Here is a 24,000-nt window from a genome sequence, read left to right on the forward strand (position 1 = left end):
GTTAAAAACGCAGTTGATAAAAAAACGGCTCCCGATGGGAGCCGTTGATGTTTATGGGCCTTACGCCGACACTTTCTCTTCTGCGTCAGGCATCCGCGGCACCAGCACGGTCGGTTTATTATCGATACGCGTCACCAGCAACTGGTCGATGCGGTAGTTATCAATATCCACCACTTCAAACTTGTAGCCAGAGAACTTCACCGAGTCGGTACGTTTCGGGATTTTTCGCAGCATAAACATCATAAAGCCGCCAATGGTCTCGTAATTACCTGACTGCGGGAACTCGTCGATATCCAGCACGCGCATGACATCGTCAATCGGCGTACCGCCGTCGATAAGCCATGAGTTCTCATCACGCTGAACAATCTGCTCTTCCAGCCCCTGGCCAACCAGGTCGCCCATCAGCGTGGTCATCACATCGTTGAGGGTGATGATGCCCACCACCAGCGCGTATTCGTTCATGATAACGGCAAAATCTTCACCGGCCGTTTTGAAACTTTCCAGCGCTTCAGAGAGGGTGAGGGTATCCGGAACAATCAGGGTATTGCGGATCTGAACGCCGCTGTTGAGCGCCAGGCTCTGGTTGGCCAGCACGCGGTTCAGCAGGTCTTTCGAGTCCACATAACCGATGATGTGGTCGATATCTTCATTACAGACCAGGAACTTGGAGTGCGGGTGCTCGGCCACCTTTTGCTTCAGGCTCTGCTCGTCTTCGTGCAGGTCGAACCAAATCACGTTTTCACGTCCGGTCATGGATGACGGTACGGTACGGGATTCCAGCTCAAACACGTTCTCAATCAACTCGTGCTCCTGCTTGCGCAGCACGCCCGCCAGGGCACCCGCTTCGAAGACCGCATAAATATCATCAGAGGTGATATCGTCTTTTCGCACCATTGGAATTTTAAACAGGCGGAAAATGCTATTGGCCAGGCCGTTGAAGAACCACACCAGCGGACGGAACAGGAACAGGCAGAAGCGCATCGGGTTGATGATGCGCAAAGCCACAGCTTCTGGCGCAATCATACCGATGCGTTTCGGGGTCAGATCAGCGAAGAGGATGAACAGGCCAGTCACCAGCGAGAAGGAGAGAATAAAACTCAGTTGCTCGGAGAGTTCAGGTGAAAAGTAGCGTGCGAAGAGGCCATGAAACACTGGTGAAAATGCCGCATCCCCCACGATACCGCCCAGGATGGCGACCGCGTTCAGGCCAATCTGCACCACGGTGAAAAACATTCCCGGGTTTTCCTGCATTTTGAGTATGCGTGATGCGTTAACGTTGCCTTCGTCAGCAAGCAGTTTCAGTTTGATTTTACGGGAGGCGGCCAGCGAGATCTCGGATATCGAGAAAAATGCACTGACGGCAATGAGACAAAGTATCACTAAAATACTGTTTAACATAGTTTATCCGGCTTCAGCCAGATCCTCGGAAGGGAAGTTAATTACATTTGTGTGAAGACACATAGAACGTCAGCTCGTAGCGTTGAGCTGATTATTTCAGCGGGTAGTATAGCGTAAAGGCGTGTAAATCTGCCAGAGGTCACATTTTGGCATAAAACCGGCCGGACAGCGAAGCGCTGCCCGGTACGTACGGCTATTTTACTGCGGATAAACTGGCGTTTCCTGCCGCCCGGCGCGTGGCATCCCCTCCCCACACCTGGTCATACTCATAGCCGGTGAGCTGTTTGATCACCACCCGGGTGTTGGCGTCGCAGTCGCGATAATCTCCGCCCAGCTTGCGGCGCGCAATCTCCTTCAGCAGCAGCTTGTGCGTCTCGCGGGTCAGTTTAAATTTGTAGGTCGTGAAGAAGCTCACGGCCAGAAGGGCCGCCGTCGCGAAAATCAGCAGGCCGATAATGGCTCCCAGCGCGCTTTCAGGCTGTGCGCCGCTGCCCTTCACAAACCCTGACTCCTGCAGCACCAGACCGATGATCATAATGGCAATCGCCACGGTGCTTTTGCGGGTCAATACCATCACCCCGGCAAAAATCCCTTCGCGGCGCTGCTGCGTCACAATCTCATCGATATCAGGGATGAAACTGTAGATATTCCACGGGATGTAATAAAGACCAGAGCGGGCGGCACCGAGCAGGATAAAGACCCCCGAGAACAGCAGCGTTGGCACCTGCGTTTTGGTGAGGTAGACCGTAAACAGGAATACCAGCACGGCGAAGATACAGCCATAAGAGAGGCGCAGCGCCGCGGACGGCGTGATATTCAGCCGGTTCAAAAGTAGCATAAATCCGTACGTGCCTGGTACCGAGGCAAAGGCGGCAATGCTCAGCCAGCCCGACACGGCCGCCGCATCCTGGCTCAGACAATAAACGACATAATAGGTAAAGACCGAGCCGAAGACGTCCATCGCAGTAAACGAGAAGATATAAATAATGATATGCAGGCGGAATGCGCGGATGCGAAAGGACGAAAAGAGGTCCAGTACCAGATATTTCAGATGATTGGCTACCCCGCTGCTGCGCTGGTTATCTATCTTAAAATCGGACTCCTGATGCACATCTTTCGCTTCCCATGTGGTGTACCACGTAATAAACACCGCAAGGCAAAAAACGCAGGAAAATATCAGTCCGGTGAGCGTATAGGTAAACGGATTGTCTTTCCCGGTGAACTGCATAATGACGCCGGGGACGGAAACGGCAAGAAACCCCCCAAGCTGAGAGCAGATCATGCGCACCCCTGAAAGTCGGCTGCGCTCTTCGTAGCGGTTCGTCATTTCTGCGGCCAGCGTCTCCCACGGCACCAGAACCATCGCCGACAGCAGTTCAATAGAGAGATAGGTTCCCAGGTAATACCAGTATCCCATATCCGTCAGCCACAGCAGGGCATACAAAAACATTAACGGGGAACTCAGTAATAAAAAGAAACGGCGACGGCCAAATTTACGGCCGAGCCAGGTACCCGCAAAATTATCAGTGATATAACCCATGATCGGGCTTAACAGCGCATCAATGACGCGGGCGATAGCAAATATAGAGCCCGCTTCAATAACAGACAGCCCGCAATAGGTCGTGTAAAAAAATAACAGCCAGGTGCCGATAATGGCGAAAGCGCCTCCGCCAAACAGATCGGTTATGCCGTAGCCAAGCGCCACGCCATAACCAACTCTACGTTCAGTTGGTTTGACCATAATAATATCCAGTGTAGGGTAATGATTAGCCCGTTTTACGGGGCGTATTTTTATTAACGTCTGGAATTCAAATTACGTTCTGGTTGTTGATATTTATCCATTGTCTTGTTTGAGATGACCGATAAATAGCCTCCACAAGGGTGAGTGATTTTCCGGCGGTACGGATATCGATATAGTCTCTGTTTTCCGGATGATGAACGGCAGTATAAAACCGGTGGATCGCCTGCTGATGTCCCAGCCCCCAGTAGCTTTTTACCGTGCCGTCGGGGGAATCATCGCTTGCCAGTTTTAACCGCTCACCCGGCGTGACGCGCCAGAGAGTGTTGTTATTGAGCAGCAGCGAGCCGCGTTCACAGTGGATCTCCAGCAGGAGAGGGGCGTCCGTGGTGTGGCAATTGCTGGCATAAAACAGGCCGCGGGCGCCGTTGGCGAAGTGTAGCGTGGCCATTGCACTGTCTTCGCCTTCGGTCACGTCTGCCAGCTCACCGCTATCCACCACGCCTTTCACTCGCGTCACGCCTTCACCGAACCACTGCATCAGGTCGAGCGTATGGATTGCCTGGTTGATCAGCAGACTCCCGCCTTCTGTCGCCAGCCGGCCGCGCCAGGGGCTTTGCGTGTAGTAAGCGCCCGCGCGTGACCATGTGAGTACTGCCCTGATGCTGAGCATTTTCCCCAGCTGTCCATGGCCTAACTCCTGCCGAATACGCTGGCTGGTGGGGTTGAGCCGGTTCTGATAGCACACGCCGAGCAGGCTCTGAGCCCGATCGGCGGCACGGGTGATATCAATGAGTTCACGGGTGTTCATGCCCACCGGTTTTTCGCAAAAAACATGCTTCCCGGCGGCGAGTGCCGCCAGAATCATCTCTTTATGCTCGAAATGGGGCGTACAGATGTGTACCATGTCGATGGCATCATCTAGCAGCATTTCCCGGTAATCCTGATAAAAACGGCATTGATAGTCTTTCGCCAGCGCCAGTCCTTTAACGCTGTCGATGTCGACCAGCGCACGCAGCGCGACGTTGGGCATCTGGCGCAGGGCATTGACATGGCAGCCATGAATCGCCCCGCCGCCGATGATAGCGGTATTCAGGATAGTCATCTCCGGCTCCCCTTAACCCGCCGCGTTGGCGAGCATTTGAGCCTTCACGCACAGCTCCGCAGCCTTGAAAGCGTGCGCCTGCGTCATGGCATTTTCAGTCCGATGGAGACAGTCGAGGATCAGTTCGCCAAAGAACGGGAATCCGACCTGGCCTGCTACCGGATAACGGAACTCCCCCTCTTTATTGACGAGATAAACCACATCCTGCTCGCCGCGGGTTAAATCGACGTATTTGCGGATTTCGATGTAGCCCTCGGTGCCGAGCAGCGTCAGTCGCCCGTCGCCCCATGTGGATAGCCCGTCCGGGGTAAACCAGTCGCAGCGGAAGTAGCCGCTGGCGCCGTTTTCGCCTTTGAGCAGTGCGTCACCAAAATCTTCAAAGGCGGGGTGCTGCGGGTGTTTAACGTTCCGGACCTGGCTTGCCATCACGGTGGCATCGCGGTTGCCGGTGTAAAAAAGGAACTGCTCAATCTGATGGCTGCCGATGTCACACAGGATGCCGCCGAAGTATCGCCGATCGTAAAACCAGTCTGGCCTTCCTTCGCCTTCACGGTGTGGGCCTGTCCCCAGCGTTTGTACCACGTCGCCGATGGCACCTTGCTTTACCAGTTGACCGGCAAAGACAGCACTCTCAACATGCAGACGTTCGCTGTAGTAAACCGCGTATTTCTTACCGGTTTTTTCAACCATCGCTTTGGCATCTGCCAGCTGTTCAAGGGTGGTGAGCGGCGCTTTGTCGGTAAAGTAATCCTTCCCCGCAGCCATCGATTTCAGCCCCAGCGCACAGCGTTCAGAGGGGATGGCGGCGCCTGCCACCAGACGTACCTCGTTATCGGCGAGGATCGCCTCCAGCGAATCTGCCACTCTGGCCTGCGGATACTGCTGGATAAATTTATCCACTCTGGACGGATCGGGATCGTAAACCCATTTCAGCGTGGCGCCGGCTTCAATCAGCCCGTTACACATTCCATAAATATGCCCGTGGTCAAGCGCGGCAGCGGCAAAGACAAATTCACCTTCCCGGACAACGGGCTGAGGTTTGCCGACTGGCGCGTAGTTCATTCCGTCATGTTTATTCATCTTCAGATTCCTCGATCCAGATCTTTACCCAGGGGGATAGCGCCCACTTCGCTGAAGTTGGCCACGCTTGCGGATTTCTCATGAAAACGGGGGGCGAGGGTGTTAATCCCGCCGGTACGGTAAAACGGATCGTCACGTGGAATGGGGAGCGAGACCACGGTGCGGGTGATGGCAGATTTATAAATTGCGGTAATCAACTCCAGCGAGCGTTTTCCCTGTAATCCATCCACCAGCGGAGCCGTGCCGCGTTCAATACTCAGCAGCAGGTCGTTTATCTGCCCGGTATGCAGCGTCCACGCGAGTGCCGGCGTCTGCGCAAAAACAGCGTTGAGCTGTGCTTCCCGCTGCTGATCGTGAGTTTCCTGAGGAAAACCGTTATCGGCACTCACGCTGGCACAGGCTTGCCAGGGGGCAGAGATGCGCGCGCGATCGCCCTGGATGACGATCGTCTGATCTTCGCCGTGATGCACCACCGAGGCGGTAAGCTGCGTAAGTGCGCCATTGGGATATTTGAATATTGCGGCGCTGAGGTCTTCCACTTCGGCATTGTCATGCGCCACGTTGGTCATCATCGCCACCACCTCGGATGGAAACCCGAGCATCCACTGAATAGCGTCGATATGGTGTACCGCGTGATTGAGCGTGCAGCCGCCCCCCTCTTTTTCCCAGGTGCCACGCCACCACAGATCGTAATAGCAGTGGCCGCGCCACCAGAACGAATCCACCTGCGCATGGCAGATTTTGCCCGCAAGGCCGGAATCCAGCGCTGCTTTTAAGCGCCAGAAGGCATCGGTAAAGCGATTTTGCGCAATGATGGAGAGCGTTTTGCCGCTGGCCTGCTGAGCCGCAATCATTGCGTCGCACTCCTCAAGCGAGGCGGCCATCGGCTTTTCACACAGCACATGGCACCCGGCCTCCAGTGCATCAATGCTGATCTGTGCGTGGACATACGGTGGGGTGCAGACATCGACGATATCGACATCTGGCTCGGATGCCAGCATCTGCTGATGGCTCTCATACACGCGGGCCTGCGTCAGGCCATAGCGCGTTTTTTTCTCGTGCGCTTTTTCCGGGTAGATATCCACCAGCGCGACAATCCGGCAGCGCTGACCAAACTGCAAATAACCCTGAATATGGTTATGTGAGATATTACCTGTACCTACAATGGCGATATTTAGCATCGTGTCGTCTCCGGAGTTACCAGGTGCCTGAGGCATCAAGCGTCACGTTTATGGCCTCTTTAGCAACAGAGGTGCTGATGCGTTGCTGGAGCAGGCGCAAGTAGTGTTTCTCGTTGATCGGCAGTTCGACCCAGTCGTCAGTCCAGGTGGAAAAATGCATGGCATTGGAGAGCGTCAGGCCGTGGATCCCGTCCAGGCCCGGCGCAATCAGCGGTTCACCGCGCAGGATGGCGGCGCAGAAGTTTGCGGTAATGACATGATGTTCGCTGCATTCGGCGGCGACAGGAATGTCGACCTCCCAGCATTCAGGCTCCCCAAAACCGTTTTGCCAGCGGGCGTTAAAGTCGGTTTCGGACTCACGTAGCCGCCAGTAGCGAAGCCGCCCCTCTTCGACGACCACTTTGCCGCGATCCCCGACGATCTCCAGGCGATTTGTCCCCGGCGTTTCTGCCACGGTAGTGATAAATACACCTGTAGCCCCATTGGCATACTCGGCATAGGCGGTGACCTCGTCTTCCACTTCAATGTCACGATGTTTGCCGAACTGGCAAAACGCGCGCAGGCGGACCGGCATGCCCACCAGCCACTGCCAGAGATCGAGCTGATGCGGATCCTGGTTGAGCAAGACGCCGCCGCCTTCTCCTTTCCAGGTCGCGCGCCAGCCGCCGGAGTTGTAGTAGCTCTGCGAGCGGTACCAGTTGGTGATTATCCAGTTAGAGCGGCGGATCTCGCCCAGCTCGCCGCTGTCGATAAGATCTTTAACCTTCCGGTAGAGCGGGTTTGGTCGCTGGTTGTACATGATGCCAAACACCACATCGCACTCGCGCGCGCAGGCGTTCATCTCCTGGACCTGCGCCGTATAAACGCCTGCCGGTTTTTCACACAGGGTATGAATGCCGTTACGCATCGCCAGCATCGACAGGCGCGGATGTTCGTAATGGGGCGTGGCGACAATCACCGCGTCGATAAGCCCGCTCTGGATCATCTCCTGGGCATCACTGAACAGGGGAATGGCCCCCACCAGCTGGCGGATGGCCGGGTGTTTTTCCGGTGCATTGTCACAAACTGCCGTCAGGCAGGCGTCATTGACCGTACCCGTGAGTAAATAACGTGCGTGGACCGTACCGATATTACCTATACCAATAATGCCAAAACGTACCTTCTCCATGTCACACCTTAATTTCAGTTGAAAAGAAGTGATGACCGGAAAATAGGAAAGGCGAGGCGTAGCGACAATGTGTTTTTGTGAGAATACTCGCAAGGTGAATAAGTAATCTCCAGGCTTTCTGAAATTTGGTTTTAAAATCAAAAGGCTGTTTCTGCAAATATTTGCAAAAACTGATTGAGAGCGAGGTCACACTATGCCGGGCAGGTTAAAAATGGAGGAGATCGCGGCCCTCACGGGATATTCCGTTAGCACGGTGTCGAGGGTATTAAGCGGCAAGTCATATACCAGCGATAAAGCCCGGGATGCAATCGTTCGCACCGCACGAGAGCTGGGCGTGCTGGAGTCCATGGCCAGTGGACGGCTGTTGATTAACGGTATTGCCGTTTTTGCTCCGGAAAGAACCTTTCAGGGGCGCGGCGATATTTTTTATCTTGAGGTGACCAAAGGGATTGCTGAGGCCTGCTCGCCACACAATGTGTGGGTCAGCTGTTGCGGATTAGAAGAACAGCACGCCGATGTAAAATTATTTATGGAAAAGGCCAGCCAGAAGAACATCAACGCGATAATTATTATTGGTACTGATGATGCCACCATATTTAAACTGGCCAGCACGCTCAATAAACCCTGCGTCTTAATTAATTCCGTGGACCGGGAGCGGGTACTGGATTCGGTATCACCCGATCACCGGGCGATCGGCTTCACCGCCATGCAGTATCTCTTTGAACAGGGGCACCGGCGGGTCCTGACGCTGACCTGCCTTCGGCGAGATACGCTTTACGCTCGTCTGGATGGCATTAAAGAGGCGTATCGCCATTTTCACGTCGCCTTTGAGCCGCAGCGTGATTTACTCGTGACGGAGTGGTTTACCGCAGACGAAGCCGAGCGGGCGCTGGATGAGTGGCTGCTGAGTCATGACAGAGCGCAGTGGCCAGAGGTGATTTTCCCGAACAGCACCAGCATGACCGAAGGTGTGGTGAGGGCATTAACCCGCCACGGGCTGCGCGTCCCGGAAGACATCTCTCTGATTACCACCGATTTTGCCTGGAATTTAGCGCACCGGCTGGAAAAACCGGTCACGGGGGTCACGGTGCCCTGCCGCGAACTGGGGATTGAGGCCGTGCACCTGCTGCAGACCCGCCTTAACAGGCCGCAGGCACCGGTTTTTAACCTGCTGTTGCAGGGAAAAGTCATGAATTATGGGTCGGTCAGTAATGCCACGCGCCACGCGGCTCGCGTGGCGCTAGACCAGTAATCAGGCCAGCTGTGGCGGCAGGCAGACGCCGATACCCCCGATACCGCAGTAGCCGTACGGGTTTTTATGCAGGTACTGCTGGTGGTCGTCTTCCGCATAGTAGAACGGTTTGGCAGAGGCGATTTCCGTGGTGACCTCGCGGTTGTCACCGGCATCGTGCATCGCTTTCTGGAAGCGCTCAAGGCTTGCGCGGGCGGCCGTCTCCTGCTCAGGAGTGAGAGGGTAGATAGCCGAACGGTACTGGGTGCCGTGGTCGTTACCCTGACGCATGCCCTGGGCCGGGTCGTGGTTTTCCCAGAACACCTGCAGAAGTTGCTCATAGCTAATGACGGCAGGGTCATACACCACGCGTACGGCTTCGGCATGACCGGTCTCGCCAGAGCACACTTCGCGGTAGGTTGGGTTTGGCGTATACCCCCCCGTGTAGCCCGCCGCGGTGCTGTAAACGCCGGGGAGTTGCCAGAAGAGGCGTTCTACGCCCCAGAAGCAGCCCATGGCGAACAGGGCGATTTCCATTCCATCAGGAACGTTTGTCATTGAATGGCCATTCACGGCGTGTAAGGTCGCCACAGGCATAGGGGTGTTGCGTCCCGGTAATGCATCAGCTTGTGAAACAAGATGCTTTTTGTCGAATAAACTCACGATGGGGGCCTCCCGGGCTGCGATGTTTCGGTTAAGGTTGTCACGAAGCGTTTAATTGAACACAATAAATGCGCTGAATGAGTCTAGATTTAATCATAAGAAATATTTGGGTGTTACACCCGTTTTCAACCCGTGATGTGGGTTTTTGGCTAACAGGCCGTATTTTGCCGCGGAGCGGCACTTCATTTGCTTCCAGGGTGGAAAAAGGGATATTCAGGAGAAAACGTGACAAAAATCCGCCAGTTATGTTTGGTCAGTTTATTGCTGACAAGCGGGGTTGCCAGCGCGGCGAATGTCCGTTTGCAGGTTGAGGGGTTATCCGGGGCGCTGGAAAAAAACGTGCGTGCGCAGCTGTCGACCATCGAGAGCGACGAAGTGACGCCGGACCGGCGTTTTCGCGCGCGCGTGGATGATGCGATCCGCGAAGGGCTGAAAGCGCTGGGTTATTACGAACCCACCATTGATTTCGATCTCCGTCCGCCACCAAAGAAGGGGCGACAGGTGCTTATTGCCCGCGTTTCACCGGGTGAGCCGGTGTTGATCGGCGGCACTAACGTCATTCTGCGCGGCGGCGCGCGTACGGACCGGGATTACCTGGATCTGCTCAGCACGCGGCCGAAAAACGGTACCGTGCTGAACCACGGTGACTACGACCATTTCAAAAAAGAGCTGACGAGCGTCTCCCTGCGTAAGGGATACTTTGACAGCCAGTTCGACAAAAGCCAGCTGGGCATTGCGCTCGACAGGCACCAGGCCTTCTGGGATATCGATTATGACAGCGGCGAACGTTATCGTTTCGGCGATGTGACCTTCGAAGGCTCACAAATTCGTGAAGAGTATCTGCAAAACCTCGTGCCTTTCAAAAAGGGCGATTACTACCAGTCGCGTGATCTGGCGGAGCTGAACCGCCGCCTCTCCGCCACCGGGTGGTTTAACTCGGTGGTTGTCGCGCCGGAGTTTGATAAATCGCGCAAAACCAAGGTGTTGCCGCTGCATGGCGTTGTTTCGCCGCGCACCGAGAACACCATTGAGACCGGTGTTGGTTATTCGACCGACGTCGGTCCGCGCGTGAAAGCCACGTGGAAAAAGCCGTGGATGAACTCATACGGCCACAGCCTGACCACCAGCGCCAGTATCTCGGCGCCGGAACAGCAGCTCGATTTCAGCTACAAAATGCCGCTGCTGAAAAACCCGCTTGAACAGTATTACCTTGTTCAGGGCGGTTTTAAGCGTACCGACCTGAATGATACCGAGGCAGATTCCACCACGCTTGCGGTATCGCGATACTGGGACCTCTCCAGCGGCTGGCAGCGCGCCATTAACCTGCGCTGGAGTCTGGACCACTTTACCCAGGCCAATGTCACCAACACCACCATGCTGCTCTACCCGGGGGTGATGATCAGCCGTACCCGCTCGCGTGGCGGCCTGATGCCAACCTGGGGCGATTCCCAGCGTTACTCCATCGATTACTCCAACACCATGTGGGGTTCCGATGTGGATTTCTCGGTAATTCAGGCGCAAAACGTCTGGATCCGCACGCTGTATGACAAACACCGCTTCGTGATGCGCGGCAACCTCGGCTGGATTGAAACCGGCGACTTCGACAAAGTTCCGCCGGATCTGCGCTTCTTCGCCGGTGGCGACCGCAGTATTCGCGGTTACAAATACAAATCCATCGCGCCGAAAGATGATGACGGCAAGCTGATTGGTGCCTCCAAGCTGGCTACCGGCTCGCTGGAGTACCAGTACAACGTCAGCGGAAAATGGTGGGGCGCGATGTTTGTCGACGGCGGCGAAGCGGTAAGCGATATCCGCCGCAGCGACTTTAAAACCGGCGCGGGCGTGGGCGTACGCTGGCAGTCTCCCGTCGGGCCAATCAAGCTCGATTTCGCCGTGCCGGTGGGTGATAAAGAAGAACACGGTTTACAGTTTTACATCGGTCTGGGGCCTGAATTATGAGTTTATGGAAGAAGATAAGCCTCGGGGTGCTGATTTTTATCGTACTGCTGCTCGGTACGGTGGCGTTTCTGGTCGGAACGACGTCTGGCCTGCATCTGCTGTTTAACGCGGCTAACCGCTGGGTTCCCGGGCTGGAAATTGGCCAGGTGACAGGCGGCTGGCGCGATCTGCGTCTGAAAAACATCCGCTACGAGCAGCCTGGCGTGGCGGTAAACGCGGGGGAATTTCATCTCGCGGTGAAGCTGGGCTGCCTGCGGGACAGCAAGCTGTGCGTTAACGATCTGTCTCTGAAAGACGTGAACGTGGCGATAGATTCGAAGAAAATGCCGAAATCGGCACCCGTTGAGGAAGAGGATAGCGGCCCGCTGAATCTCTCCACACCGTATCCGATTGCCCTCTATCGGGTGGCGCTGGATAACGTCAATGTCAAAATCGACGACACCACCGTCTCCGTCATGGATTTCACCTCCGGCCTGCGCTGGCAGGAGAAAAACCTCACTCTGACGCCAACCTCCCTTCAGGGGCTGCTGATTGCGCTGCCGAAAGTGGCGGACGTGGCGCAGGAAGAAATTGTCGAGCCGAAGATCCAGAACCCACAGCCGGAAGAGAAACCGCTGGGCGAAACGCTGAAAGATCTCTTCTCTAAACCTGTGCTGCCGGAGATGACGGACGTTCATCTGCCGCTGAACCTGAATATCGAAGCGTTTAAAGGCGAGCAGCTGCGTCTCACCGGCGATACCGATCTGACAGTCTTCAACATGCTGCTTAAAGTCAGCAGCATCGACGGCAACATGAAACTCGACGCGCTGGATATCGACACCAACCAGGGCTCGGTTAACGCGTCAGGGAATGCCCTGCTGCGCGACAACTGGCCGGTGGATATCACCCTGAACAGTTCGCTCAACATCGACCCGCTGAAAGGCGAAAAAGTGAAAGTCAAAGTGGGCGGGGCGCTGCGCGATAAACTGGATGTCGGCGTTAACCTCTCCGGCCCGGTGGATATGGATCTGCGCGCGCAAACGCAGCTGGCGGAAGCGGGGCTGCCGCTCAACCTAGAAGTTGTCAGTAAGCAGCTCTACTGGCCGTTCACCGGCGAAAAACAGTTCCAGGCCGATGATCTGAAGCTCAAGCTGAGCGGCAAAATGACCGATTACACCCTGTCGTTCCGCACGGCGGTGAAGGGGCAAGGTGTTCCGCCTGCGACGATTACGCTGGATGCTAAAGGCAACGAGCAGCAGGTGAATCTCGACAAACTGACCGTTGCGGCGCTGGAAGGCAAAACTGAACTCACCGCGCTGCTCGACTGGCAGCAGGCGATCAGCTGGCGCGGCGAGCTGAAGCTGACGGGGATCAACACGGCCAAAGAGGTGCCGGACTGGCCATCAAAACTGGACGGCCTGATCAAAACCCGCGGCAGCCTGTATGGCGGTACGTGGCAGATGGACGTGCCGGAAATCAAGCTTACCGGTAACGTGAAGCAGAATAAGGTCAACGTTGAAGGCTCGCTGAAGGGCAACAGCTATCTGCAGTGGGTGATCCCGGGTCTGCACGTGGCGCTGGGCCGTAACACGGCGGATATCAAAGGCGAGCTGGGGGTGAAAGATCTTAATCTCGATGCCACCATTGATGCGCCAAATCTGGATAACGCCCTGCCAGGGTTGGGCGGTACGGCGAAAGGGTTAGTTAAGGTGCGCGGCACGGTAGAGGCTCCGCAGCTGCTGGCCGATATCACCGCCAGCAACCTGCGCTGGCAGGCGCTGACCGTTGCGCGGGTTCGCGTCGAAGGGGATGTGAAATCCACCGATCAGATTGGCGGTAACCTGAACCTGCGCGTGGAGCGCATTTCTCAGCCCGACGTGAACATTAATCTGGTCACTCTGGATGCCAAAGGTAACGAAAAACAGCACGATCTCCAGCTTAAGGTGCAGGGCGAGCCGGTATCCGGTCAGCTTCATCTGACCGGAAGCTTTGATCGCAAACAGGCGCGCTGGAAAGGGACGCTGGACAATACCCGCTTCAACACCCCGGTAGGGCCGCTGGCGCTGTCCCGCTCTATCGCGCTGGACTACCGCAACGCTGAACAAAAGATCAGTATCGGACCGCACTGCTGGACCAACCCGAATGCGGAACTGTGCGTGCCGCAGACCATTGATGCGGGGGCGGAAGGGCGTGCGCAGATCAACCTTAATCGCTTCGACCTGGCGATGCTAAAACCGTTTATGCCGGAGACGACTCAGGCCAGCGGCGTCTTTAGCGGGAAAGCCGATGTCGCGTGGGACACGACCAAAGAGGGGCTGCCGCAGGGTAGCGTGACGCTCTCTGGTCGTAACGTGAAGGTGATACAGGAGGTGAACGACGCACCGCTGCCGGTGGCGTTTGATACCCTCAACCTGAGTGCCGATCTGCATAACAACCGCGCGGAGCTGGGGTGGCTTATCCGTCTGACCAATAACGGTCAGTTTGACGGGCAGGTGCAGATTACCGATCCGCAAGGACGCCGTAATCTCGCCGGTAACGTTAATATCCGCAACTTCAACCTGGCGATGGCCAACCCGATTTTCTCACGCGGAGAAAAAGCGGAGGGGATGCTCAGCGCGAACCTGCGCCTGGCGGGCAATGCGCAAAGCCCGCAGCTGTTTGGCCAGATGCAGCTTAACGGCGTGGATATCGACGGCAACTTTATGCCGTTTGATATGCAGCCAAGCCAGATTGCGATGAACTTCAACGGCATGAGCTCGACCCTCGCCGGGGTGGTGCGTACCCAGCAGGGGCAAATCAACCTCAGCGGCGACGCCGACTGGAGCCAGCTTGATAACTGGCGGGCCCGTGTCGCGGCCAAAGGCAGCAAGGTGCGGATCACCGTACCGCCGATGGTACGTCTGGACGTATCCCCGGATATTGTCTTTGAAGCCACCCCAAGCCTCTTCACGCTGGACGGCAACGTGGACGTACCGTGGGCACGCATCGTGGTGCACGAGGTGCCTGAGAGCGCGGTGGGCGTCTCCAGTGACGAAGTCATGCTCAATGAAAATCTCAAACCCGTTGAGCAGAAGAGCGCCGGTATTCCGATCAACAGTAACCTCACCGTTCACGTCGGCAATAACGTGCGTCTGGATGCGTTTGGGCTGAAGGCGAGACTGACAGGGGATCTGAAAGTCGCGCAGGACAAGCAGGGTCTGGGTCTGAACGGTCAGATCAATATTCCTGAAGGGCGCTTCCATGCCTATGGTCAGGATCTGATTGTGCGTAAAGGTGAGCTGCTGTTCTCCGGCCCGCCGGATCAGCCACTGCTCAATATCGAAGCGATTCGTAACCCGGAAGCCACCGAAAACGACGTTATTGCGGGTGTTCGCGTTACCGGCTCTGCTGATGAGCCGAAGGCGGAGATCTTCTCCGACCCGGCAATGTCGCAACAGGAAGCCCTGTCTTACCTGCTGCGTGGGCAAGGACTGGAGAGCGGCCAGAGCGACAGTGCGGCGATGACCTCGATGTTAGTGGGTCTGGGGGTTGCACAAAGTGGGCAGGTTGTGGGTAAAATCGGCGAGACGTTCGGCGTAAGCAATCTGGCACTGGACACCCAGGGCGTGGGTGACTCCTCGCAAGTGGTGGTCAGTGGCTATGTACTGCCGGGTCTGCAGGTAAAATATGGCGTGGGGATCTTTGACTCACTGGCAACACTCACGTTACGCTATCGCCTTATGCCTAAGCTATATCTGGAAGCAGTGTCCGGCGTAGACCAGGCACTTGATCTGCTCTATCAGTTTGAGTTTTAGCAATGCGAATATTTGTCTACGGCAGTTTACGAACCAAGCAAGGCAACAGTCACTGGATGACCAATGCCCTGCTGCTGGGGAATTACAATATCGAGAACTACCAGTTGTATAGCCTGGGCCACTATCCAGGCGCGGTTCCTGGGGAAGGAACAGTACAGGGTGAAGTTTATCGTATTGATAATGCTACTCTTGCCGAACTTGATGCCTTGCGCACCAGGGGCGGTGAATACGCTCGCCAGTTGATCCAGACGCCGTATGGAAGTGCGTGGATGTACGTCTACCAGCGTCCGGTCGAGGGGTTAAAGCGGATTGTAAGCGGTAACTGGTTAGACAGAGACCAGTACTGAAAAAAACAACGCCACCGTCAGGTGGCGTTGTTTTTTATGGGGTTAGCTCTCTTCTGTGCTTCGGCGTCGGGTCAAAAACAGCGGAACAAAAAGCATGATGTACGGAGCAACCAGCCATATCAGACACAGGGCGCGTGAAAAGCCGTAGTAGTTGATGCACCGCGTATTGCTTGAAATGACGGGAATAAAAAACAGTAAAAACAGCAAAATGGCATAATCGCTGCGGTAGGGGATCCATAAATAAAACAAAAACCAGGCGAGCTGGAATGTCATGATGCAGAGATACTGCCATTTGCTGTCTTTGCCGTAACAGTCAAACGCCTTTATGTAGCCCATCTTTATGCTGTGAAGAAAGAAACGTAGCATGTAAAACGCCCACAATCGCGACGGTCAGGAGTGTGCTGACCAGCAACTCAATTAAAAAATAGCTATGGGTGATATTAGTAGCACCTGAGCTCAGGGTATGCCGTTTACTCTACCCGCTGTGCATTGCAACAAAAAGGGTAGACACACCTGTCTTCATAAAGCCCTGAAGCAGACACGAAACGGGCATATTCGTCGGTAATTGTTTTAACGCAGCGAGTAGGGCAAAAGCAGGCTATTAATAGCGTTAGATAATATCAAAGACCTCTATCGGTAAATATCAGGCCATCACTCTCATAATACCCTGCAAGCTCTTCAAACAGGTCGGCTCTGCCGGGGACAAAACCTGGGGTCACAAGCTCATATATTCTGCTGGTTCCTTGAAATGGTAGCCGCTATGCCGTATTTAGCGTGCCAGTGTCGCGTCAGACGCAAGGCACAAAAAAGCCCCGACTCGCGGGGCCTTATTATTCAGCGGTAAGAATTACTTCTTCGCAGCGCGTTCGAAAGAGGAGATGATTTCCGCTTTCGCTGCTTCTGCGTTTTCCCAGCCGTCAACTTTAACCCACTTGCCTTTTTCGAGGTCTTTGTAGTGCTCGAAGAAGTGAGTGATCTGCGCTTTCAGCAGTTCTGGCAGGTCGTTCACATCTTTGATGTGATCGTACTCTTTGCTCAGTTTGGTGTGCGGAACAGCAACCAGTTTCGCATCTTCACCAGATTCGTCGGTCATTTTCAGCACGCCAACAGGACGGCAGCGAATGACTGCGCCTGGCTGCAGTGGGTATGGCGTTGGGACCAGTACGTCAACCGGGTCACCGTCCAGAGACAGGGTGTGGTTGATGTAACCGTAGTTGCATGGGTAGAACATGGCGGTAGACATGAAACGGTCTACAAACAGCGCACCGCTCTCTTTGTCCACTTCGTATTTGATAGGATCTGCGTTAGCCGGGATTTCGATAACTACGTAGATGTCTTCTGGCAGTTCTTTACCCGCAGGGACGTTGAGTAAGCTCATGTCTGTGTCCTTTAAAATGGATGGTAAACAAGTGGCAGGTATTATAGCCAACTGGCGCTGAATGTCTCCGCCTGTTTTCGTCTTCTCTCCACGTTCTCCCCACTTTTCAGACCGATTCCATGACAGGAAAATCCATAAACTCAGCCGCTTTTTTAATGGTGAAATGAAAGCGATTACAAACTTGTGATTAACGTTTTATTCACTTTTCTGAAGTGTGATGTAACGCAATTCGTTACATATTTCATTGGCTATAGTCATTTCGCAGAACATCTTTTAACCAACAATAAACACCCCTACGAGGACGTTCATATGTGGAAGCGCTTACTTCTTGTCACAGCAGTTTCGGCAGCCATGTCGTCTATGGCGATGGCCGCCCCTTTAACCGTAGGTTTTTCCCAGGTCGGCTCTGAATCCGGCTGGCGAGCGGCAGAAACCAACGTTGCGAAAAGCGAGGCCCAGAAACGCGGTATCACCCTGAAAATCGCCGATGCGCAGCAAAAACAGGAAAACCAGATCAAAGCCGTGCGGTCATTTATCGCCCAGGGCGTTGATGCCATCTTTATTGCGCCGGTTGTGGCCACTGGCTGGGAGCCGGTCCTGAAGGAAGCGAAAGACGCTGAGATCCCGGTTGTTTTGCTCGATCGTTCCATTGATGTAAAAGACAAATCTCTCTATATGACCACCGTCACCGCCAACAACGTTCTCGAGGGCCAATTAATTGGTGACTGGCTGGTGAAACAGGTGGATGGCAAGCCGTGTAACGTCGTTGAGTTGCAGGGGACCGTCGGGGCGAGCGTGGCCATCGATCGTAAGAAAGGCTTCGCGGAAGCCATCGCCAAAGCGCCAAACATTAAGATTATCCGTTCTCAGTCCGGCGACTTTACCCGCAGTAAAGGTAAAGAGGTCATGGAGAGCTTTATCAAGGCTGAAAACAACGGCAAGAACATTTGTATGGTTTACGCCCACAACGATGACATGGTGATCGGGGCTATCCAGGCCATCAAAGAAGCGGGGCTGAAGCCGGGCAAAGATATCCTCACCGGCTCTATCGATGGCGTGCCGGATATCTATAAAGCGATGATGGACGGCGAAGCGAACGCCAGCGTGGAGCTGACGCCAAACATGGCCGGCCCGGCATTCGATGCGCTGGAGAAATTCAAGAAAGACGGCACCCTGCCTGAAAAAGTGACGATCACCAAATCGACGCTCTACCTGCCTGACACCGCGAAAGAAGAGTTAGAGAAGAAGAAAAATATGGGCTACTAAGGCCTTTTCCCTCGCCCCTTACCCCACTCCTCTCCCCTGAGGGGAGAGGGTGTACAAGGGCGGGTAGACTGGCATGAACATTTCCCTCTCCCCAACCGGGAGAGGGCGAGGGTGAGGGGGAAACATGACCGACACACAACACCAGGAAATCCTCCGCACAGAGGGCTTAAGCAAGTTTTTCCCCGGTGTAAAAGCGCTGGATAACGTTGATTTTAGCCTGCGACGCGGTGAGATTATGGCGCTGCTGGGAGAGAACGGTGCGGGAAAATCGACGCTGATTAAGGCACTTACCGGCGTTTACCATGCCGATCGCGGCACAATCTGGCTAGAAGGCAACGCCATTTCGCCAAAAAACACCGCCCATGCACAACAGCTGGGGATTGGGACGGTTTACCAGGAAGTGAACCTGCTGCCGAATATGTCGGTGGCGGATAACCTGTTTATCGGCCGTGAGCCAAGACGCTTCGGCCTGCTGCGACGCAAAGAGATGGAAGCGCGGGCCACCAGGCTGATGGAATCCTATGGCTTCTCCCTGGACGTTCGCGAACCGCTGAACCGTTTTTCCGTCGCGATGCAGCAAATTGTCGCGATTTGCCGGGCGATCGATCTCTCCGCGAAAGTGCTGATCCTCGATGAGCCCACCGCGAGCCTTGATACCCAGGAAGTCGAAATGCTCTTTACCCTGATGCGCCAGCTGCGCGATCAGGGGGTAAGCCTGATCTTCGTCACCCACTTCCTCGATCAGGTGTATGAGGTCAGCGATCGCATCACGGTGCTGCGCAACGGCAGCTTTGTCGGCTGCCGCGAAACCCGCGAGCTGCCGCAGATAGAACTGGTCAAAATGATGCTGGGCCGCGAGCTGGAAACCAACGCGCTTCAGCGTGCAGGCCGCACGCTGCTCAGCGATAAACCGGTCGCGGCCTTCAGCGATTTTGGCAAAAAAGGGGTGATCTCGCCCTTTAATCTGGACGTACGGCCCGGTGAAATTGTCGGGCTGGCGGGCCTGCTGGGTTCCGGGCGCACCGAAACCGCCGAGGTGATCTTCGGGATCAAACCTGCGGACAGCGGCAGCGCGCTGATCAAAGGTAAACCGCAGACCCTGCGATCGCCGCATCAGGCCTCCTGCCTGGGCGTGGGCTTCTGCCCGGAAGACAGGAAAACCGATGGCATAATTGCCGCCGCCTCGGTGCGGGAAAATATCATTCTGGCTCTGCAGGCGCAGCGCGGATGGCTACGCCCCATCCCGCGGAAAGAACAAAACGCCATTGCCGAGCGATTTATCCGTCAGCTCGGTATACGTACGCCGAGCGCTGAACAGCCCATTGAATTTCTCTCCGGTGGCAACCAGCAGAAGGTATTGCTGTCACGCTGGCTGCTGACTAAACCCCAGTTCCTAATCCTCGATGAACCGACGCGCGGTATCGACGTCGGGGCGCATGCCGAAATTATCCGGCTTATCGAAACGCTGTGTGCAGACGGTCTGGCGCTGCTGGTTATTTCATCCGAGCTGGAAGAGCTGGTGGGGTATGCCGATCGCGTCATCATCATGCGCGATCGTAAGCAGGTGGCAGAGATCCCGCTGGATAAACTGTCCGTTCCGGCAATCATGAATGCCATCGCGGCGTAAGGAGTTAATCGTGATGCCCCGTTCGCTTCCGCAAACCGGTGCAACCAGGCGCCGCTTCACCTGGCCTACCGGCACGCCGCAAATTATCGCGTTGCTGCTGGTGCTGCTGATCGATAGCCTGGTCGCCCCGCATTTCTTTCAGATTATCGTGCAGGATGGCCGGCTGTTTGGCAGTCCGATAGACATTTTAAACCGCGCCGCCCCGGTGGCGCTTCTGGCCATTGGTATGACGCTGGTGATCGCCACCGGCGGGATTGACCTCTCCGTCGGTGCGGTGATGGCCATCGCCGGCGCCACGGCAGCGTCCATGACCGTCGCCGGGCACAGTCTGCCGGTGGTGTTGCTGGCTGCATTAGGTACTGGGGTGCTGGCCGGATTATGGAACGGCATTCTGGTGGCGGTCCTGAAAATTCAGCCGTTTGTTGCCACTCTCATCCTGATGGTGGCCGGACGCGGTGTGGCACAGCTTATCACCTCGGGTCAGATTGTGACCTTCAACTCCCCCGGCCTGGCATGGCTTGGCAGCGGTAAGCTGTTCTTCTTCCCGACGCCGATCGTTATTGCGCTGGTCACATTAGTCGTGTTCTGGCTCTTTACCCGTAAAACGGCGCTGGGCATGTTCATTGAAGCGGTCGGGATTAACATCCGTGCGGCGCGAAACGCCGGAGTTAATACACGGCTGATGGTTATGCTGACCTACGTGCTGAGCGGCATTTGCGCCGCCATTGCCGGGGTGATCGTCGCGGCGGACATCCGTGGTGCGGATGCCAACAACGCCGGGTTATGGCTGGAGCTGGATGCGATCCTGGCGGTGGTTATCGGTGGCGGATCGCTGATGGGCGGGCGGTTTAATCTGCTGCTCTCGGTGATTGGTGCGCTGATTATTCAGGGTATGAATACCGGGATCCTGCTCTCCGGTTTTCAGCCGGAACTCAACCAGGTGGTGAAAGCGGTGGTCGTGCTCTGCGTGCTGATCGTCCAGTCGCCGCGCTTTGTCAGCATCATTAAAGGGATCCGTGGCCATGATAAAACGTAATTTACCGTTAATGATCACCCTGGGCGTGTTTGTGCTGGGTTATCTCTACTGCCTGACGCAATTCCCGGGCTTTGCCTCTACCCGGGTGATTTGCAACATTCTGACGGATAACGCCTTTTTAGGCATTATCGCCGTTGGCATGACCTTTGTGATCCTCTCCGGTGGGATCGATCTCTCGGTTGGGTCGGTGATCGCTTTCACGGGCGTATTCCTCGCAAAAGCGATCGGTTTCTGGGGGATCTCACCGCTGCTGGCCTTCCCGCTGGTGCTGGTGATGGGCTGCGCGTTTGGCGCCTTTATGGGGCTTTTGATCGACGCGCTGAAAATTCCGGCTTTTATTATCACCCTTGCCGGCATGTTCTTCCTGCGCGGCGTGAGCTACCTGGTCTCGGAAGAATCGATTCCGATTAACCATCCTGTCTACGACACGCTCTCCAGCCTGGCGTGGAAAATCCCCGGCGGCGGTCGTCTGAGCGCGATGGGGTTGCTGATGCTGGGCGTGGTGGTGGTGGGGATCTTCCTTGCCCACCGTACCCGGTTTGGTAATCAGGTCTATGCCATTGGCGGCAGTGCCACCTCGGCAAACCTGATGGGGATCTCCACCCGCAGCACCACAATCCGCATCTATATGCTCTCGACCGGACTGGCGACGCTGGCGGGGATCGTCTTCTCGATTTATACCCAGGCGGGTTATGCTCTGGCAGGCGTCGGGGTGGAACTTGATGCCATCGCCTCGGTGGTGATTGGCGGCACGTTGCTCAGCGGCGGCGTTGGCACGGTGCTGGGGACGCTGTTCGGCGTGGCGATCCAGGGGCTGATACAGACCTATATCAACTTTGACGGCACGCTCAGTTCGTGGTGGACCAAGATCGCCATTGGCATTCTGTTGTTTATTTTTATCGCTCTGCAGCGCGGCCTGACGGTGCTCTGGGAGAACCGACAAAGCTCGCCTGTTACCCGTGTAAACACTTCAGTAACAGAGCCATAACACGCTGAATTTGCTTAAAGTCTAAACATTTTCCGGTAGCGGCCGATACTCTTTTTTTATGCCCAGAAATATCTCGCTACCGGAAATAATATCATGCTTAAAACGCTATCGATTCGTACCGGCTTGCTCTCTTTACTGGCCGTTATGACCCTTCTGCTGCTGATTGTCAGCGGCATTGGCATTTATGCCCTCACACAGAGTTCTTCTTCACTCCAGCGCATCAACCACCTTCAGGGTGAGCAGATGGTGCAGCTTAATTCTGGCTATACCCTGATCCTGCGCGCGCGTAATGAAGCGGGTCAGGCGGTCCGGATGATGGAAATCGGCATGCTGGATGATGCGGCCAAATCGGTGAAAAACATCAATCAGGAGATTGCCCAGGCCCGTAAAACGCTGAAAGGCGTGATCGACGGCGGGGTGGCGGATGAGCAGGGACAAAAACTGCTGGATAAGGTGGCCGCGAGCCTGGCGACCTATAACCAGCAGGGGATCGACCCGATGCTGAAAGCCCTGAACGATCAGAGCGCAGACAGCTATTACGATCTGCTGGAGAACACGCTGATCCCGGTGGCGGCGCAGTTTGATAATGATATGCAGGTCTTTCAGAAATGGAGCGAAGCGCGCGGGAAAGCGGAAGTGAAGGCCGTGCAGTCGAGCAAAAACCGGGTACTGATCCTGATCGTGGTGGCCGCGCTGCTGACGGCTGGCATTATTGTGCTGGCGTGGCTGGTACTGCGTCACATGCTGCTCAAACCGCTTTCGGCGTCCATTGCTCAGCTGGAGAACGTGGCGGCGGGCGATTTAACCCATACGCTGAATGACCCGGCGAGCCAGGAGTTTAACCGCCTGAACGCGGCCATTGAGGGGATGCGGCAGTCTTTGATGAACTCGGTTTTACGGGTACGTGATGCCAGCTCGCAAATTGATACCGGCAGCCGCGAACTGACGGCGGGGAACATGGATCTTGCCCAGCGCACGGAATCCACCGCGACATCGCTTGAGCAGACGGCCGCCAGCATGGAAGAGATCACCGCCACGGTGAAACTCAATGCAGACAACGCCGAGCAGGCGCACCAGTTGGCGAAATCCGTGTCTGACACCGCCGATCACGGCAGCGAAATGGTCTGCTACGTCATTGAAAAAATGCGTGATATCGCCGGCAGTTCGGCACGCATCGCCGATATTCTGAGCGTCATTGATGGCATTGCCTTCCAGACCAATATTCTGGCGCTGAACGCCTCGGTGGAAGCGGCGCGCGCGGGTGAGCAGGGGCGCGGGTTTGCCGTTGTCGCCGGTGAAGTGCGAAACCTCGCCAGCCGCAGCGCTGACGCAGCAAAAGAGATCCGTTCGCTTATCAGTGATTCTCAGACCCACGTAAACGAAGGCAGCGAGCTGGCGCAGCAGGCTGGCGAAACGATGGATGAGATCGCAACAGAAGTACTGCGCATGACCAAACTGATGCGCGAGATTGCGACCGCGTCCCAGGAGCAGAGTCGCGGCATTGAGCAGGTGAATATTGCCGTGAATCAGATGGACGAAACCGCGCAGCAGAATGCGGAGCTGGTCCAGCAATCTTCTGCCGCGACGCGCTCGCTGGAAGAGCAATCGCGTCAGCTGATGGACGCCATGGCATCATTTAAACTGACGGCTCAGACAGCGGCATAATATTTTCCCGCCCCGGCGCATTCTGTGTCGGGGTTTTATGTGTCGCTGAATTTAATGCGCCAATATTATCGTGAATATCGCCCATTAATATTTCCAGAGACTGGGTTAATGCTAATGCATTTTCAGTCGGCTCAAGATATAACCCTTTGCGGAAAAATAGCGGCTCGTCAAACAGCTGATTAAAGCGTTTTAATGCCAGACTCACCGCGGGGCGCGACATCTCCAGACGTACAGAGGCTTTTGCCATACTGCCGCAGCGGACCACTTCAATAAAAACAGGGATAAGATTTAAATCAATGCCGGTATTAGCACGGGAATAATTTTTCATGACGATTAGGCTCCAGGAAATATTTGTCAAACTGTTATGGAAATAATGCAGGAGCAAAACCGAATATTA

Annotated in this window: 19 protein-coding genes; 9 read left to right on the forward strand and 10 right to left on the reverse strand. The window is 55.4% G+C overall.

All coding sequences use genetic code 11. The features are described 5' to 3' along the window. Window positions 1-60 precede the first annotated feature (60 nt). From ACMGG3_RS20490 to ACMGG3_RS20515, 6 genes are all read right to left on the reverse strand, one after another. The gene (locus ACMGG3_RS20490; protein WP_014168349.1) at window positions 61-1,398 is read right to left on the reverse strand and encodes a hemolysin family protein; all 1,338 of its coding nucleotides are present in this window, start codon (window positions 1,396-1,398) and stop codon (window positions 61-63) included. 193 nt (window positions 1,399-1,591) lie between these two features. Next, window positions 1,592-3,139 carry an MFS transporter gene (locus ACMGG3_RS20495; RefSeq protein ID WP_014168350.1) on the reverse strand — a complete coding sequence of 516 codons (1,548 nt, stop codon included), beginning with the start codon at window positions 3,137-3,139 and terminating at the stop codon, window positions 1,592-1,594. Window positions 3,140-3,206: 67 nt separating this feature from the next. After that, the gene (locus ACMGG3_RS20500) at window positions 3,207-4,241 is read right to left on the reverse strand and encodes a Gfo/Idh/MocA family protein (RefSeq protein ID WP_063157026.1); all 1,035 of its coding nucleotides are present in this window, start codon (window positions 4,239-4,241) and stop codon (window positions 3,207-3,209) included. Window positions 4,242-4,253: 12 nt separating this feature from the next. Further along, complete coding sequence (locus tag ACMGG3_RS20505; protein ID WP_063157025.1) at window positions 4,254-5,321, reverse strand: Gfo/Idh/MocA family protein; 1,068 nt, start codon at window positions 5,319-5,321, stop codon at window positions 4,254-4,256. A 2-nt stretch (window positions 5,322-5,323) separates the two neighbouring features. Further along, window positions 5,324-6,502, reverse strand: coding sequence for a Gfo/Idh/MocA family protein (locus ACMGG3_RS20510; RefSeq protein ID WP_414149411.1), 1,179 nt, complete (start codon window positions 6,500-6,502; stop codon window positions 5,324-5,326). A gap of 16 nt (window positions 6,503-6,518) precedes the next feature. Then, complete coding sequence (locus ACMGG3_RS20515) at window positions 6,519-7,670, reverse strand: Gfo/Idh/MocA family protein (protein WP_414149412.1); 1,152 nt, start codon at window positions 7,668-7,670, stop codon at window positions 6,519-6,521. 193 nt (window positions 7,671-7,863) lie between these two features. Here ACMGG3_RS20515 and ACMGG3_RS20520 point away from each other — a divergent pair, with 193 nt between their 5' ends. Then, window positions 7,864-8,922, forward strand: a complete 1,059-nt coding sequence (locus ACMGG3_RS20520; RefSeq protein WP_014168356.1) for a LacI family DNA-binding transcriptional regulator — start codon at window positions 7,864-7,866, stop codon at window positions 8,920-8,922. On the opposite strand, the gene msrA is transcribed toward ACMGG3_RS20520, so the two are convergent. After that, window positions 8,923-9,564: a peptide-methionine (S)-S-oxide reductase MsrA gene (gene msrA / locus ACMGG3_RS20525; RefSeq protein WP_020882919.1), complete on the reverse strand. Its 642-nt coding sequence runs from the start codon at window positions 9,562-9,564 to the stop codon at window positions 8,923-8,925. Between the two features lie 225 nt (window positions 9,565-9,789). On the opposite strand from msrA, the gene tamA reads away from it, so the two are divergent. From tamA to ACMGG3_RS20540, 3 genes are read left to right on the forward strand one after another with little or no spacing between them, the layout of a single operon-like run. Continuing rightward, window positions 9,790-11,523 (forward strand): autotransporter assembly complex protein TamA, encoded by a 1,734-nt coding sequence (gene tamA, locus ACMGG3_RS20530; RefSeq protein WP_020882918.1) that lies wholly within the window; start codon window positions 9,790-9,792, stop codon window positions 11,521-11,523. Further along, the gene (gene tamB, locus ACMGG3_RS20535) at window positions 11,520-15,296 is read left to right on the forward strand and encodes an autotransporter assembly complex protein TamB (RefSeq protein WP_047355604.1); all 3,777 of its coding nucleotides are present in this window, start codon (window positions 11,520-11,522) and stop codon (window positions 15,294-15,296) included. The genes tamA and tamB overlap by 4 nt, the downstream gene beginning before the upstream one ends. 2 nt (window positions 15,297-15,298) lie before the next feature. Further along, window positions 15,299-15,643: a gamma-glutamylcyclotransferase gene (locus tag ACMGG3_RS20540; RefSeq protein ID WP_014168360.1), complete on the forward strand. Its 345-nt coding sequence runs from the start codon at window positions 15,299-15,301 to the stop codon at window positions 15,641-15,643. 42 nt (window positions 15,644-15,685) lie between these two features. On the opposite strand, the gene ACMGG3_RS20545 is transcribed toward ACMGG3_RS20540, so the two are convergent. Both ACMGG3_RS20545 and ppa read right to left on the reverse strand, forming a co-directional pair. Beyond that, window positions 15,686-15,979, reverse strand: coding sequence for a hypothetical protein (locus ACMGG3_RS20545; protein ID WP_032669643.1), 294 nt, complete (start codon window positions 15,977-15,979; stop codon window positions 15,686-15,688). A gap of 511 nt (window positions 15,980-16,490) precedes the next feature. Beyond that, on the reverse strand, window positions 16,491-17,021 hold the full coding sequence (gene ppa / locus ACMGG3_RS20550; protein ID WP_020882913.1) for an inorganic diphosphatase: 531 nt from the start codon (window positions 17,019-17,021) through the stop codon (window positions 16,491-16,493). A 309-nt stretch (window positions 17,022-17,330) separates the two neighbouring features. Between ppa and ytfQ the strand changes: the two genes are divergently transcribed. From ytfQ to ACMGG3_RS20575, 5 genes are all read left to right on the forward strand, one after another. Next, window positions 17,331-18,287, forward strand: coding sequence for a galactofuranose ABC transporter substrate-binding protein YtfQ (ytfQ, locus tag ACMGG3_RS20555; RefSeq protein WP_020882912.1), 957 nt, complete (start codon window positions 17,331-17,333; stop codon window positions 18,285-18,287). Between the two features lie 124 nt (window positions 18,288-18,411). Beyond that, window positions 18,412-19,914, forward strand: coding sequence for a galactofuranose ABC transporter, ATP-binding protein YtfR (gene ytfR, locus ACMGG3_RS20560; RefSeq protein WP_020882911.1), 1,503 nt, complete (start codon window positions 18,412-18,414; stop codon window positions 19,912-19,914). A 10-nt stretch (window positions 19,915-19,924) separates the two neighbouring features. After that, a complete protein-coding gene (ytfT, locus tag ACMGG3_RS20565; protein ID WP_025205793.1) occupies window positions 19,925-20,950 on the forward strand; it encodes a galactofuranose ABC transporter, ATP-binding protein YtfT in 1,026 nt (341 codons plus the stop codon). Further along, complete coding sequence (yjfF, locus tag ACMGG3_RS20570; protein WP_020882909.1) at window positions 20,937-21,938, forward strand: galactofuranose ABC transporter, permease protein YjfF; 1,002 nt, start codon at window positions 20,937-20,939, stop codon at window positions 21,936-21,938. The genes ytfT and yjfF overlap by 14 nt, the downstream gene beginning before the upstream one ends. Window positions 21,939-22,031: 93 nt before the next feature. Beyond that, the gene (locus ACMGG3_RS20575; protein WP_414149413.1) at window positions 22,032-23,603 is read left to right on the forward strand and encodes a methyl-accepting chemotaxis protein; all 1,572 of its coding nucleotides are present in this window, start codon (window positions 22,032-22,034) and stop codon (window positions 23,601-23,603) included. On the opposite strand, the gene ACMGG3_RS20580 is transcribed toward ACMGG3_RS20575, so the two are convergent. Continuing rightward, complete coding sequence (locus tag ACMGG3_RS20580) at window positions 23,575-23,931, reverse strand: helix-turn-helix domain-containing protein (protein WP_025205788.1); 357 nt, start codon at window positions 23,929-23,931, stop codon at window positions 23,575-23,577. The two genes, ACMGG3_RS20575 and ACMGG3_RS20580, sit on opposite strands and share 29 nt — an antisense overlap. Window positions 23,932-24,000: the final 69 nt, after the last annotated feature.

This window comes from Enterobacter sp. BNK-18 (genome assembly GCF_047456135.1).
Lineage (GTDB): Bacteria > Pseudomonadota > Gammaproteobacteria > Enterobacterales > Enterobacteriaceae > Enterobacter > Enterobacter ludwigii.